Here is a 15,778-nt window from a genome sequence, read left to right as displayed (position 1 = left end):
TAGTGGCTCATAGACTTGTCTTATTGTTTACAGAATATCTTAGAGTACTATAAACTCTGAAAAATTAATAGAGATTATTACCAGTCCTCCATCTGGAAATATTTGTCATAATTAATGGTAAACTAACAGATGTGAATTCTACACCTTCTCCCGTACAACCTTTTAAAAATAGAATGGTTATGTCGGTTCAATTGATTTATCTGAAACTTTCATATCTGTAAGAATTGGCACGGATATGAATAATTTGTTTTCAACTGTACACAAAATCATAAATGTTTCACAACCTGAATGCTCTATTACATATAACCTCCCTCTGATTTCAAACCCTATCATTCCATCTGTTCCTACTGTTGAATCTACTACTAAAGAAGATTTAGTAGATGAAATGCTCAAAATAGAGGAAGAATTGGAAGAAATCAAACTGGTAGTAGAACAAATAATAGAATCTATTTCACTCGATGATATGCCTGATACTGATGATCCTATGACAACCGGTGGGTGTCTTGTAGTGACGGCAGTATATGGAACTGAACTTTCACAACAAGTTCAACTACTAAGAGAGATACGAGATGTAACCTTGATGAACACAGTTCCAGGTTCCACATTTATGATATCTTTTAACCAAATCTATTATACATTTTTACCAATAGTTGCAAATGCTGAACGTGAAAATCCCCTATTACGTAATACGTTACAAATTTTCCTCAGTCCATTATTGTCTAGTATTTCACTATTGAACTTGAGTGATGATTCAACTGAAAATATATTTACAATAGGTTTGGCCATCATTGTTCTAAATTTGTTGATGTATCTAGTATTGCCAATTTTCATCACATTTAGATTCGAAAAAATTATGAATGTGATTACCAACTTGTAATTTTAAAATACTAAACTATTTTGCTACACATTATTCTATATCATAATCCTTTGATATTTTTTTAATATAATATTTTACAAACCATTGAAGAAAATATACCTCATTTTTTGTCATTTGTGCCTTTTCATTGGCTTTAAGACACACTGATTTATCTCTGATATCAATATCTAACATAGGATAATAATTATTATTATTATTCAATATTACATTCATAACCAATCTTGCTATTACCTCATTCCCATATCCAAAGGGAGATATTGTGGTAAATTTTTGATATGCAAGTCCAGCAAATAATACTGGATGCAAATCTTTTTTTTGTGAATACCAATCAAAATAACTCTTCATTGCCTTTTCTATCTTTTTGTAATGTAATGGTTTTTGCTTACTTCCTATAGTTTTAAGCATATAATCACGTAAAACGCCACTATTCATTTTGTGTTTTTTTATACATTTTTTTATGCCACATTTTTAAAAGAGAAAACGTTAATTTTTTTTTCCGTTTAAAAATAGTGTTGGATAGTTGAAAACAACTTTGTGTTTCAAACATCTCAAATTGTGATTTTCGTGTAGGGGTGATTTTATCACAACAAGCTCAACAGTTTCAATAAATGTCAAGCTTGAACCAATCATTCTTTGTGAATACATTTTTATTTTTACATTATATGGAAAGTTTTTTATAAGTTCAATATCAATTTTTAATTGTGTTAGTATGTATGCCAGTAAATACTTAAATATCTCAATTATTCCTGTTCTGCTTTTATTGATACTTTCACTTGCTTCTCTTTTACCAGTCAATGCATCTGCTCAAATTTCTGAGATAACAAACGCATCCACTAATTTAGATGGTAGTGTAGTTACTCTGACATTTAATGCAAGTATTATTTTTAACAGTCTTACTCCTGTCTCCTCCTTTACATTATTCAGTACTGGTGCTAATATAACGAATATAAATAATCCATCATCTACACAACTAGAATTAATTCTTGATCCTCCAATATTGGAATTTGATAATATGATAACTCTCTCTTACACAAGTGGTGTAAATCAAATTACAGATTTAAATAATATTTCTATTGCATCATTTACTAATCAAAATGTGATAAATAATATACCACCATCTGCACTTGGTACTGACTGGTCTAGCAGACAAAGAATTACTATTGATTCTAATCAAGTAACTGGAAATCATACAAATTTCACAGTTTTGATAAATATACAAAATGATCCCAATCTCAACTCTACAAACGTTCAGTCTGCTGGACAAGATATTCGATTTACTACTAATGATGGATTTGTCCTCCTAGAGCATGAGATTGAATATTTCTCAAACAATGCTACTTTTGGTACTATTGTAGCATGGGTTAAACTACCGACTCTGACTGATGATTCTGATACTATACTCTACATGTATTATAATAATTCAAATGCGACTCTTGGACTGACCCTTGACGCGTGGGATTCAGACTATGAAATAATTTATCACATGAATCAATCCACTTTTACTGCAAACTCTACCCTAGACTCATCAGGGAATGATTGTCACGCAACACCACTATTTGCAGGCTCTACTGCCTTTAATTCTAATGATTTAGTATCTGCACAAATTGGTAATGGACTAAACTTTGATGGAGTAGCCAACAACAACGGAGATTACCTTGATCTTCCAGACTTGGCAAGTAGTCTATTCTACAATACAGACTTTACCATCTCGGCATGGACAAATATTGATGCCCTTAAAAGTTGGGCTAGAATCGTTGATTTTGGCAATGGTCCGGCAGATAACAATATTCTATTTGCCATCATTCCATCTAGCCAAGATTTGAGATATGATGTGCGACAGGGTTCCAGCTTTGATGGTATCACAGCTAGTAATGTTTTGCAGACAAGTCAATGGGCATACTTTACAGCTGGTACATGAATCATCAGGTATAGCAACTATCTACAAAAATGGCGCCTCAATTACTAGTAATACCGTACATACATCTCTTGATGTGAATAGAGCATCAAACTATATCGGAAGGTCCAATTGGGAAAGTGATCAATACTTTGATGGTAAATTCGATGAATTCCGACTATCATCTACTGCTCGCTCTGCAGACTGGATTGCAACAGAGTATGCAAATCAAAACTCTCCTTCTACTTTCTTTAATGTATCTGGAGTACAGGATATATCTGGAGCTACTGTTGTACCTAAAACCACTCCAATCATCATACTGAATGGTAATGCCACTGTTTACGTAGAGCAAGGCACATCCTACTCTGAACAAAACGCCACTACTGATGATGGCTCTCCTATAGTCATTGGTGGTGACACTGTAAATCCTGATACCTTGGGTAACTATACCATCACTTACGACTCTACAAATTCGGCAGGAAATGCTACCCAAGTGAGTAGAACTGTAATCGTTCGTGACACTACTCCCCCAACAATCGTTGGTACACCGATTTATAATACTATAACGCATACTCTAACCATTACATTTAGTGAAAATGTAACTATATCTAATTCAGAAGCATTTACGATATCTGGATCCGCTCCCTTAAATGGTACTACTACTTTTAATTATACAAACAATCCTACTGTGGTTGTAACTTATCAATCAACGTTCTCTGACGGTTTAATTTTAATTCAACCAACTGTTAGCATTAACAATAATTTATCTGTTTCGGAATTTTCGGAACCTTACATCACAGATGATTCAAATAATTATATAGCTGCTGTGACACTAAATTATACCATCATATATGTACCAATTATTAGACTGAATGGTAATGCTACTGTTTACGTAGAGCAAGGCACATCCTACTCTGAACAAAACGCCACTACTCATGATGGCTCTGCTATAGTCATTGGTGGTGACACTGTAAATCCTGATACCTTGGGTAACTATACCATCACTTACGACTCTACAAATTCGGCAGGAAATGCTACCCAAGTGAGTAGAACTGTAATCGTTCGTGACACTACTCCCCCAACAATCGTTGGTACACCGATTTATAATACTATAACGCATACTCTAACCATTACATTTAGTGAAAATGTAACTATATCTAATTCAGAAGCATTTACGATATCTGGATCCGCTCCCTTAAATGGTACTACTACTTTTAATTATACAAACAATCCTACTGTGGTTGTAACTTATCAATCAACGTTCTCTGACGGTTTAATTTTAATTCAACCAACTGTTAGCATTAACAATAATTTATCTGTTTCGGAATTTTCGGAACCTTACATCACAGATGATTCAAATAATTATATAGTTGCTGTGACACTAAATTATACCATCATATATGTACCAATTATTAGACTGAATGGTAATGCTACTGTTTACGTAGAGCAAGGCACATCCTACTCTGAACAAAACGCCACTGCTCATGATGGCTCTCCTATAGTCATTGGTGGTGACACTGTAAATCCTGATACCTTGGGTAACTATACCATCACTTACGACTCTACAAATTCGGCAGGAAATGCTACCCAAGTGAGTAGAACTGTAATTGTTTTTGAAATTACTCGCCCAGTAATCACACTGAATGGTAATGATATCGTTTATGTAGAAATTTACTCATCCTACTCTGAACAAGGCGCCACCACTAATGACAACTCTACAATAGTCATTGGCGGTGACACTGTAGATACAAATACTGCGGGCACCTATACCATCACCTACGACTCTACTAATTCAGTAGGAATTGATGCCATTCAAGTGAATAGAGTTGTAATCGTTCAAGAATCACTAGGTGCCTCTTGGAATACAAGACTACAAATCACCATAAATTCATCTCAAGTAATTGGAAATCATGAAAATTTCACAGTTTTAATATCAATAAATGATATAAATCTCAATTCTACAACTGTTCAATCTGCTGGACAAGATATAAGATTCACTACTACTGATGGCAATACCCTCTTAGAGCATGAAATTGAATCATTTACTAATGATGCTACTACCGGTACACTAGTAGCTTGGGTTCGTCTACCTACTTTGAGCAGTACCAGTGATACCATACTCTACATGTATTATAATGTCTCAACAGCGTCATCTATTGCATATCCTAATGTTTGGGATTCAGACTATGAAATAATTTATCACATGAATCAATCCACTTTTAGTGCAAACACTACTCTAGACTCATCAGGGAATGATTGTCACGCAACACCACTATCTGCAGGCTCTGCTAACTTTAATTCTAATGATTTAGTATCTGCACAAATTGGTAATGGACTAAACTTTGATGGAGTAGACAACAACAGCGGAGATTATCTTGATCTTCCAGACTTGGCAGGTAGTCTATTCAACAATACAGACTTTACCATCTCGGCATGGGCAAATATTGATGCCATTAAAAGTTGGGCTAGAATCGTTGATTTTGGCAATGGTCCGGGACAAGACAATATTCTATTTGCTATCTATCCATTTAGCACGAATTTGATATATGATGTGCGACAGGGTTCCATCTCTGATGGTATCCCAGTTAATAATGTTTTGCAGATAAGTCAATGGGCATACTTTACAGTTGTACATGAATCATCAGGTATAGCAACTATCTACAAAAATGCTATCTCAATTAATAGTAGTTTTGTGCATACATCTGATGATGTGATTAGAGCATCAAACTATATCGGAAGATCCAATTGGATACGTGATCAATACTTTGATGGTAGATTCGATGAATTCCGACTATCATCTACTGCTCGCTCTGCAGACTGGATTGCAACAGAGTATGCAAATCAAAACTCTCCTTCTACTTTCTTTACTATATCTGCACCTGAAGATAGAAGTGTGGTGATAACTTCTGCTATTACCAATACACAAGGTGATAACATTATAATTACTTTTAATGAAAACATTACCTATTCGGTTATTCCTACTACTGACTTTACTCTTACTGGTACATCTGCTACAATAGATAGCATAACATCAAACTCCTCTTCAATTACTCTGAATTTAAGCGGGAATCTCTTGGCAAATGAAACCATCACTCTCTCATATAATAAAACTAGTGGTGGAATAAACTCTACTCAAAGTACAGACATAACACTAGAAAACTTTGTGAATCAACCTGTGAATAACAACATTCCACAAACACCACCTCTTATTACTAGTGCAACTACCAATGGTGCAGGAAATACAATTACTCTAACATTTAATGAAAATATAGTCATCGCCGGCACTGTTCCTAATTCCGACTTTACATTTACCAACACTAACGCCAATGTGTCCTCCACTAGTAGAACATCACCTACTCAAATTCAACTACTCTTAGATACTACAGTATTGGCAAATGAGACTGGAGTTACTCTATCTTATACCAATTCTTCCAACTTTATTACTGACCTGAATGGTACAGCACTTGGTAATGTGATTAATCAGAATGTCAATAACATGGTACCTAAAACACCACCAACTATTACTGACATCGTCACAAATCAGGCAGGCAATACCATTACTCTTACTCTTGACGAATCTGTCATACTGATAAACTCTACATCTTCTGATTTTACTATAAATATTTCTGGCGTTACAGTAAATGACACATCTATTCTATCTGACGATTCCATGATTCTATTGACCCTTGATGGATTCATCTTGATTGGACAAAATGCAAATCTGTCTTACACTCCAACCACAACTACAATCACAGATGGTAATGGAACTGCACTTGAATCATTCAACAATTACATACGTAATGAGGCAAGAAATGCATCTATGTTTGTAAGTGCTACTACAACTTTGGATGGAGGTAGTATAACCATACTATTCTCTGAGAACATCACTCTTGACTCTAATGTTGTAGGCTCTCAATTTACATTCCGAGGAACTACTACAACCTCTACATCACAGATATCATCTACTAACGATACTATTACACTTGTTTTGGGAACTAGAATTTTAGCAAATGAGACAGTTACCATATCTTATAGTGGAACACCAGGTACGATTAATAATTCCGTTGGTGTATTATTGGCAGACTTTGAGAACAATTCTGTAATTAACAACGTAACTAAAACACCACCAACTATTACTGATATCGTCACAAATCAGGCAGGCAATACCATTACTCTAACATTTAATGAAAATATAGTCATCGCCGGCACTGTTCCTAATTCCGACTTTACATTTACCAACACTAACGCCAATGTGTCCTCCACTAGTAGAACATCACCTACTCAAATTCAACTACTCTTAGATACTACAGTATTGGCAAATGAGACTGGAGTTACTCTATCTTATACCAATTCTTCCAACTTTATTACTGACCTGAATGGTACAGCACTTGCCAATGTGATTAATCAGAATGTCAATAACATGGTACCTAAAACACCACCAACTATTACTGACATCGTCACAAATCAGGCAGGCAATACCCTTACTCTTACTCTTGACGAATCTGTCATACTGATAAACTCTACATCTTCTGATTTTACTATAAATATTTCTGGCGTTACAGTAAATGACACATCTATTCTATCTGACGATTCCATGATTCTATTGACCCTTGATGGATTCATCTTGATTGGACAAAACGCAAATCTGTCTTACACTCCAACCACAACTACAATCACAGATGGTAATGGAACTGCACTTGAATCATTCAACAATTACATACGTAATGAGGCAAGAAATGCATCTATGTTTGTAAGTGCTACTACAACTTTGGATGGAGGTAGTATAACCATACTATTCTCTGAGAACATCACTCTTGACTCTAATGTTGTAGGCTCTCAATTTACATTCCGAGGAACTACTACAACCTCTACATCACAGATATCATCTACTAACGATACTATTACACTTGTTTTGGGAACTAGAATTTTAGCAAATGAGACAGTTACCATATCTTATAGTGGAACACCAGGTACGATTAATAATTCCGTTGGTGTATTATTGGCAGACTTTGAGAACAATTCTGTAATTAACAACGTAACTAAAACACCACCTCTTATTACTAGTGCAACTACCAATGGTGCAGGAAATACAATTACTCTAACATTTAATGAAAATATAGTCATCGCCGGCACTGTTCCTAATTCTGACTTTACATTTACCAACACTAACGCCAATGTGTCCTCCACTAGTAGAACATCACCTACTCAAATTCAACTACTCTTAGATACTCCAGTATTGGCAAATGAGACTGGAGTTACTCTATCTTATACCAATTCTTCCAACTTTATTACTGACCTGAATGGTACAGCACTTGCCAATGTGATTAATCAGAATGTCAATAACATGGTACCTAAAACACCACCAACTATTACTGACATCGTCACAAATCAGGCAGGCAATACCCTTACTCTTACTCTTGACGAATCTGTCATACTGATAAACTCTACATCTTCTGATTTTACTATAAATATTTCTGGCGTTACAGTAAATGACACATCTGTTCTATCTGACGATTCCATGATTCTATTGACCCTTGATGGATTCATCTTGATTGGACAAAACGCAAATCTGTCTTACACTCCAACCACAACTACAATCACAGATGGTAATGGAACTGCACTTGAATCATTCAACAATTACATACGTAATGAGGCAAGAAATGCATCTATGTTTGTAAGTGCTACTACAACTTTGGATGGAGGTAGTATAACCATACTATTCTCTGAGAACATCACTCTTGACTCTAATGTTGTAGGCTCTCAATTTACATTCCGAGGAACTACTACAACCTCTACATCACAGATATCATCTACTAACGATACTATTACACTTGTTTTGGGAACTAGAATTTTAGCAAATGAGACAGTTACCATATCTTATAGTGGAACACCAGGTACGATTAATAATTCCGTTGGTGTATTATTGGCAGACTTTGAGAACAATTCTGTAATTAACAACGTAACTAAAACACCACCTACTTATTACTAGTGTCAACTACCAATAATGCAGGAAATACAATTACTCTAACATTTAATGAAAATATAGTCATCGCCGGCACTGTTCCTAATTCCGACTTTACATTTACCAACACTAACGCCAATGTGTCCTCCACTAGTAGAACATCACCTACTCAAATTCAACTACTCTTAGATACTACAGTATTGGCAAATGAGACTGGAGTTACTCTATCTTATACCAATTCTTCCAACTTTATTACTGACCTGAATGGTACAGCACTTGCCAATGTGATTAATCAGAATGTCAATAACATGGTACCTAAAACATCACCAACTATTACTGACATCGTCACAAATCAGGCAGGCAATACCCTTACTCTTACTCTTGACGAATCTGTCATACTGATAAACTCTACATCTTCTGATTTTACTATAAATATTTCTGGCGTTACAGTAAATGACACATCTGTTCTATCTGACGATTCCATGATTCTATTGACCCTTGATGGATTCATCTTGATTGGACAAAACGCAAATCTGTCTTACACTCCAACCACAACTACAATCACAGATGGTAATGGAACTGCACTTGAATCATTCAACAATTACATACGTAATGAGGCAAGAAATGCATCTATGTTTGTAAGTGCTACTACAACTTTGGATGGAGGTAGTATAACCATACTATTCTCTGAGAACATCACTCTTGACTCTAATGTTGTAGGCTCTCAATTTACATTCCGAGGAACTACTACAACCTCTACATCACAGATATCATCTACTAACGATACTATTACACTTGTTTTGGGAACTAGAATTTTAGCAAATGAGACAGTTACCATATCTTATAGTGGAACACCAGGTACGATTAATAATTCCGTTGGTGTATTATTGGCAGACTTTGAGAACAATTCTGTAATTAACAACGTAACTAAAACACCACCTCTTATTACTAGTGCAACTACCAATGGTGCAGGAAATACAATTACTCTAACATTTAATGAAAATATAGTCATCGCCGGCACTGTTCCTAATTCCGACTTTACATTTACCAACACTAACGCCAATGTGTCCTCCACTAGTAGAACATCACCTACTCAAATTCAACTACTCTTAGATACTCCAGTATTGGCAAATGAGACTGGAGTTACTCTATCTTATACCAATTCTTCCAACTTTATTACTGACCTGAATGGTACAGCACTTGGTAATGTTGCAGGTCAAAGCATATCTAATATCATTCCCAAAACACCACCTCTTATTACTAGTGCAACTACCAATAATGCAGGAAATACAATTACTCTAACATTTAATGAAAATATAGTCATCGCCGGCACAGTTCCTAATTCCGACTTTACATTTACCAACACTAACGCCAATGTGTCCTCCACTAGTAGAACATCACCTACTCAAATTCAGCTAGTCTTAGATACTCCAGTATTGACAAATGAGATTGGAATAACCCTCACTTTCACAAATTCATCCAACAATATTACTGATCTAAATGGCACAGCACTTGGCAATGCTTCATTTCCACTTTCAACTGATAATATTGTTATAATAAATGTGACAATATCTACAACAATATCGACTCCAACAAATTCTGATTCTATACCTGTAACTATTACTTTCAGTGAAGATGTAACTGGATTTGTATCCTCTGACATTACTATCTTTAATGCAAACGTAACCAACTTTACAGGCTCTGGAGCAATCTACACAGCTGATCTTATACCTCCTACTTCTTTTGATGGTAACATTACTGTATCTGTACCTGCAAATGTTGCAAATAATGCCTCTTCAATACCAAACATTGCATCAAATGTTTTGTCAGTAATTTATGATTCTGTCGCACCTACCATTACTATATCTAATACTACCATACACACTTACAGAGCAGTGGATAATGATGATTCTCTATCTGTAATGCAATATGGATTGGGAGTTCAATGTAGTGATTCAACACTTTTCAGTTATACTGAGAATATCTCTATTGCAATTACCGGATTTACAGAATTGTGTTTCTCAACTACAGATTCATTAAACAACACTAATTTCCTATCTATGTTCGTCAATATACCAACTATTCAGTCTGATTCAATATTGGTACACGAGGATGATACAATAGTTGGCTTTGATATCGACACTACTGCTTTTATTCAAATTCAGCCAAATATACAAAATATCAAAGCACACTTTATCAACGCTACAGATAATATCACATTAAACTCAAATCTTACAGTATTACGCATTGGAGTAGACAATACAGCAGTTCCAACAAATATTACTCTTTTAATGTACAACACTACTACTCTACAATATACTACTTCTTTCATATTGCTAGACTTTGCCTCTCTTGTTATTCCACCTACTCCTACTCTACAATATACTACTATCTCATCTACCCTGATAGGTTTGGCAGATGACTCTATTAATTTCACATCTCCAATACGAATTACTTTTACTGATCAGGCCGGTAAATCTTTCTTACCTTATTATCAAGAGACACCAAATCATGCTCCTGTTTTAATATCTACAATCTGTGCTAGCGCTAATGACATACAACAAATTGAATCTCAACTGAATGGTTCTGGTGAATGTACAATAGATCATGAATCTGATGTTATAATTTGGACTTATCATGCTACTGTCTATGGTCTAGTTTCTGCTAGAGATATATCCTCTACAACTACTTCTATACCTTTCCTTTCTGTTGGCAGCGATAATAGTATCCGTTCTAGTGGCGGTGGTAGCGTTGGTGGAAGTAATGGCGGAGGTAGTCTGATTGATAGTGTGTCCATCGGTGATTCTACTTCCGTGTCATCTCCTGAATTTACGCTTTATGAAATATCTTGGAGTACTATAAACTCTGAAAAAATAGTAGAAGTTGTTATCGGTCCACCATCTGATAATATTTTTGCCACAATTAATGGTAAACTAACAGATATAACTTCTATACCCTCTCCTATACAACCATATCTAAATAGAGTGGTTTATGTTGGATCAATTGATTTATCTGAAACTGTCATATCTGTAAGAGTTGGCACTGATACGGACAATTCGTTCTCAACTGTACATAAACTCATAGATGTATCACAATCTGAAGGCTCTATTACATATGATTCTTCTACTACAATTCCGAACCCTATTATTCCATTTGTCCCTCCTGTTGAACCTGTAATTGATGTAGATGTAGTAGATGAAATGCCCAAAATAGAGGAAGAGTTGGAAGAAATCAAACCGGTAGTAGAACCAATAGTAGAACCAATAACAGAACCTATTTCACTCGATGATATACCTGATACTGATGATCCTATGACAACCGGCGGGTGTCTTGTAGCTACAGCAGCATATGGAACTGAACTTTCACAACAAGTTCAATTACTAAGAGAGATACGAGATGTAACCTTGATGAACACAGTTCCAGGTTCCACATTTATGACATCTTTCAACCAAATCTATTATACATTTTCACCAATAGTTGCAGATGCTGAACGTGAAAACCCCCTATTACGTAATATTGTTCAATCTTTCCTATATCCTGTGCTCTCAAGTTTATCTATATTGACCACATCTGACGGTTCAGATGATAATATATTGTATCTGGGATTGATTGTAATTTTTATTAATTTGCTAGTATACATTTGTATACCAATCTGTGGTGTACTTGGCATACGACGTATATTACATTACAAACGCTAATAATCACATAATGAGAACAATTCGAATCTTTTATAAATTAAATAGTATGATGATTTATTCATATTATTAACTAGTCTATGAATTGCCAAGTAGTAAATAGTAGAATTTCATGTATAGTTGTAAATATTTACAACTAAGATACATTATTTTTAGACACTAAAATATTCCATAATTGGAATAGTACTCTAGAAAATACCTAAATACTGATTCCTTGTTGCTCATATTTTCTCATATCATATGTTCTTCCACGCCATGAAACCGATGATTTTTTTTTTGCCTTTAGTATTCCTGCAATCAATCCGCCAACTACAATCAAACTACCAAGAGGCTCAAAGATTACATACTTTATGTGAATATTCATTCCCTTTGTTGTCTCTAATGCTACGCCAATATATGCACAAATCAAAGCAAATGCTGAGGATAAGAGCATAATGAATTTTACTGGCTCTGGCTGAAATGATACAATTCCATAAATGAATAATGGAAATGGTAAGAATAGTAAAAATACTAGACCTACTGCAAGTCCTATTGCTAATTTTGGTGTTTGTAGGTACATTGGAATCATTATTCTTTTCAACGCGTTCCAAAGTGTAGGTGGATCTCTGGCCCATAACGCATCAATTAGATGCTCTCCTTTTACCATTAGTAATTTATACCCTGCATCCTTTACTTTTCTGCCTAATGCTCCATCTTCTACAATTTCACTGCGTACTCCCTCATGCATACCAACTGCCTCATATACATGACGTCGAATTATAAAAAAACCACCTACAAAATATGCCATCTTTTTTTTCGGATTATTCACCTGTAATGCAGAGAATCGTGTATGCAGAAATACAGAAATTATTGGCATTGTAATTTTTGTAAGAAAATCCCTAGTTCTCATTCTTGGCAACGCTGTGAGAGCATCGAGCCCTTTGGACTCGAGATGATTTACTGTGAGTGTAATTACATTACGTGCGTGTCTAGTATCGGCATCAGTAAATAATAATAAATCTGATTTTGCTATTCGAACCCCTTCCATACATGCCCAATTTTTACCAACCCAACCATCAGGTTTAGCATCTGCATCTATGTGTATGATTTTTTTGCTTCTCTTAGAGTACTCTTTTATGATATCACCTGTATCATCCTCTGATGAGTCATTGATTACTAAAACCTCATAATTTGGATAATCTTGCTCCAACATAGAGTCTAGACAGCGTGCAATATTTTCAGTCTCATTTCTAGCAGGAATTATTACCGACACAAGTGGTGTACCTTTGAAATTATTTTCAAATTTATCCAAACTTGGAGCTTTGGAGATGTATTGTAATATTCCATAAATTAGTGAGATCCATGCTATTCCGACTAGTATCATAATACTTGAAATCAAATACCCTAATACGATATTTGCATCCAAATCTATTCCTCTGCTTTTATCTTTATGCCATCCAGAGCATGTGTTGTGCCTTTTTTAATATGATTTTTTACCATTCCTGTAAACATCTTGAGAATGCCTGTCATGTTAATATCCCAAACAACTTTTAAAGTTGTAACTGAATTTTTCTCCTCAAGATACATTATCTTAGTGCCCTTTACCACACCGGTTGTAAATGTAACATCAATCTGATTCATAGGTTGTAAACGTATCTCTTGCATACATTCAGCATCCCTAAATGCTAATACTACTTTTCTAATAATTTTATTACCATCTTGTGATAACGTTTGTACCTTTTTGGTCCCTTTCCAATATTGTGGTTCTGCATCAAGATTAGATATTATACTCCATACTTTCTGTTTTGTTGCGTTTATCTGTATAGACGCATTAATGATGGACATTTATCCACCCGTCAACTTTGCAAATTTATCGTTCTTGCTCAATTTGTTCATAAATTCTAGGTTGGATAATGCCACAATAGCAGATTCACGTACTGGTTTATCAGGATCATTCAATGCTTTTTCTAATGTCTGTTTTGCATTTTGTGAACCAATTACTCCAAGTGCAATTGCAGCTTCATGACGTACAAACATACTAGAATCTTCTAGTGTGGCATCTTTGAGATGAATAATGCCACTGTGGTAACACATTTGACCAAGTGAGAACGCCGCCTCATGACGTACAAGTTCATTCGGATCATTTTTTAAAACATTTGCAATATGCTCTACTTTATCCTCGCCACCAAAGTCTACAAGAATACATGTCGCTCTTGTTCGAATTACATAATCATCATGTTTGAGTAGGTTTATGAAAAACACAGTATCTTTTTGCTCATATTTGCTTTCCATCTGTGCCAGTAAATCTAACCTTTGTTGTGAGATTTGTGTCATGTGAATAATGTGTAAATACTGCCTTATAACCCTAATTTAACATCTCTTCAGATCTGTATGTATCGTTTCTAAATAGAATAATTATTTAAAATATTAAATCAGTATATTCGATACTTTGGATAGGTGTATTTGCTATTTTTTTACCTCTATATTACACAGCAATGATTATAGATGTATATGCCAAAATTCTTCCTTATATGGAATATTTTTTCTCTAATTTAATCTGTCTGACCATCAAAACCTTTAATTCGTGTGGTTTTTGTTAATGAAATATTGTCATTATTGAATGTAAGTAAATCCGATGGAATCTGTACAGTAACATTGAACAGAGTTGAAAAATTAAATGCTATGAATATGGATCTTGCCAAAGAAATTATCTCTACATTTGAATCTGTTACTCATGATGATTCTATAAAGGTGATTATCCTTACTGGCGAAGGCAAAAAAGCATTTTCTGCCGGAGCTGATATTGAATACATGTCTAAGATTAGTCCAGATGAATCTGTCGAATATGCCAAACTCGGTCAACGATTAACTAATACTGTAGAGCAAGTCAAACAACCAACTATAGCTGCAATAAACGGTTTTGCTCTTGGAGGTGGATGTGAATTAGCACTTGCATGTGATATTCGTATTGCAGCTGATACTGCAAGACTGGCTCAACCCGAAGTTACAATTGGAATACCACCTGGTTGGGGAGGTACACAAAGATTATTACGTATTGTAGGTATTGGCAAAGCTAAAGAAATGATATATACTGGCAGTATGATATCTGCCGATGTTGCCATGCGAATTGGTCTTGTAAATTCCGTAGTTCCACTAGATTCTCTTTTAGATGAGGCAAATAAAATGGCACAGACAATTGCAAAAAACTCTGTAATGGGAATACAAATGTCAAAGATTGCCATCAATAAGGGTAGAAATGCAGATTTGGATACTGGGTTAAACATAGAACTATTAGCATGGCGGAATTGTTTTACGCATGAAGATCGTGAAAATATGATGAAGGCGTTTTTGTCTAAAAATAAAAAGTGATG

Annotated in this window: 10 protein-coding genes; 5 read left to right on the top strand and 5 right to left on the bottom strand. The window is 35.0% G+C overall.

Translation table 11 applies throughout. From position 1 onward, the window contains the following. Nucleotides 1-235: 235 nt before the first annotated feature. Nucleotides 236-877, top strand: a complete 642-nt coding sequence (locus tag R1F52_07235; GenBank protein ID WOV92886.1) for a CFI-box-CTERM domain-containing protein — start codon at nt 236-238, stop codon at nt 875-877. A 30-nt stretch (nt 878-907) separates the two neighbouring features. Here R1F52_07235 and R1F52_07230 read toward each other — a convergent pair whose 3' ends face one another. Both R1F52_07230 and R1F52_07225 read right to left on the bottom strand, forming a co-directional pair. Continuing rightward, complete coding sequence (locus R1F52_07230) at nt 908-1,309, bottom strand: Fic family protein (protein WOV92885.1); 402 nt, start codon at nt 1,307-1,309, stop codon at nt 908-910. Nucleotides 1,310-1,360: 51 nt separating this feature from the next. Then, nucleotides 1,361-1,672, bottom strand: a complete 312-nt coding sequence (locus tag R1F52_07225; protein ID WOV92884.1) for a hypothetical protein — start codon at nt 1,670-1,672, stop codon at nt 1,361-1,363. Between R1F52_07225 and R1F52_07220 the strand changes: the two genes are divergently transcribed. The 3 genes from R1F52_07220 to R1F52_07210 are packed head-to-tail and all read left to right on the top strand — an operon-like array spanning nt 1,638 to nt 12,431. Further along, nucleotides 1,638-2,795, top strand: a complete 1,158-nt coding sequence (locus R1F52_07220; protein ID WOV92883.1) for a DUF2341 domain-containing protein — start codon at nt 1,638-1,640, stop codon at nt 2,793-2,795. The genes R1F52_07225 and R1F52_07220 overlap by 35 nt on opposite strands. Continuing rightward, the gene (locus R1F52_07215) at nt 2,731-8,760 is read left to right on the top strand and encodes a DUF2341 domain-containing protein (protein ID WOV92882.1); all 6,030 of its coding nucleotides are present in this window, start codon (nt 2,731-2,733) and stop codon (nt 8,758-8,760) included. The genes R1F52_07220 and R1F52_07215 overlap by 65 nt, the downstream gene beginning before the upstream one ends. Then, nucleotides 8,760-12,431 carry a SwmB domain-containing protein gene (locus R1F52_07210; protein ID WOV92881.1) on the top strand — a complete coding sequence of 1,224 codons (3,672 nt, stop codon included), beginning with the start codon at nt 8,760-8,762 and terminating at the stop codon, nt 12,429-12,431. The genes R1F52_07215 and R1F52_07210 overlap by 1 nt, the downstream gene beginning before the upstream one ends. Before the next feature lie 196 nt (nt 12,432-12,627). Here the strand turns inward: R1F52_07210 and R1F52_07205 are convergent, their stop codons facing one another. From R1F52_07205 to R1F52_07195, 3 genes are read right to left on the bottom strand one after another with little or no spacing between them, the layout of a single operon-like run. Then, entirely contained in the window at nt 12,628-13,833 is a 1,206-nt protein-coding gene (locus R1F52_07205) for a glycosyltransferase (GenBank protein WOV92880.1), read from the bottom strand. 2 nt (nt 13,834-13,835) lie between these two features. Beyond that, nucleotides 13,836-14,252 carry an SRPBCC family protein gene (locus tag R1F52_07200; GenBank protein ID WOV92879.1) on the bottom strand — a complete coding sequence of 139 codons (417 nt, stop codon included), beginning with the start codon at nt 14,250-14,252 and terminating at the stop codon, nt 13,836-13,838. Beyond that, on the bottom strand, nt 14,253-14,741 hold the full coding sequence (locus R1F52_07195; GenBank protein ID WOV92878.1) for a HEAT repeat domain-containing protein: 489 nt from the start codon (nt 14,739-14,741) through the stop codon (nt 14,253-14,255). It lies immediately after the preceding gene. A gap of 273 nt (nt 14,742-15,014) precedes the next feature. Here R1F52_07195 and R1F52_07190 point away from each other — a divergent pair, with 273 nt between their 5' ends. Next, on the top strand, nt 15,015-15,776 hold the full coding sequence (locus tag R1F52_07190; GenBank protein WOV92877.1) for an enoyl-CoA hydratase-related protein: 762 nt from the start codon (nt 15,015-15,017) through the stop codon (nt 15,774-15,776). Nucleotides 15,777-15,778: the final 2 nt, after the last annotated feature.

The organism is Nitrosopumilaceae archaeon AB1(1), assembly GCA_033471095.1.
Classification (GTDB): Archaea; Thermoproteota; Nitrososphaeria; order Nitrososphaerales; family Nitrosopumilaceae; genus Nitrosoabyssus; species Nitrosoabyssus spongiisocia.
Note: the sequence above shows the minus strand (reverse complement) of the source record. Positions and strands in the feature narration are given on the sequence as shown.

Excerpts from the sequence above, each read along its gene's own strand:
- R1F52_07235 (WOV92886.1), top strand. The coding sequence starts at position 236 with ATGAATAATTTGTTTTCAACTGTACACAAAATCATAAATGTTTCACAA.
- R1F52_07230 (WOV92885.1), bottom strand. The coding sequence starts at position 1,309 with ATGAATAGTGGCGTTTTACGTGATTATATGCTTAAAACTATAGGAAGT.
- R1F52_07215 (WOV92882.1), top strand. The coding sequence starts at position 2,731 with ATGGTATCACAGCTAGTAATGTTTTGCAGACAAGTCAATGGGCATACT.
- R1F52_07200 (WOV92879.1), bottom strand. The coding sequence starts at position 14,252 with ATGTCCATCATTAATGCGTCTATACAGATAAACGCAACAAAACAGAAA.
- R1F52_07195 (WOV92878.1), bottom strand. The coding sequence starts at position 14,741 with ATGACACAAATCTCACAACAAAGGTTAGATTTACTGGCACAGATGGAA.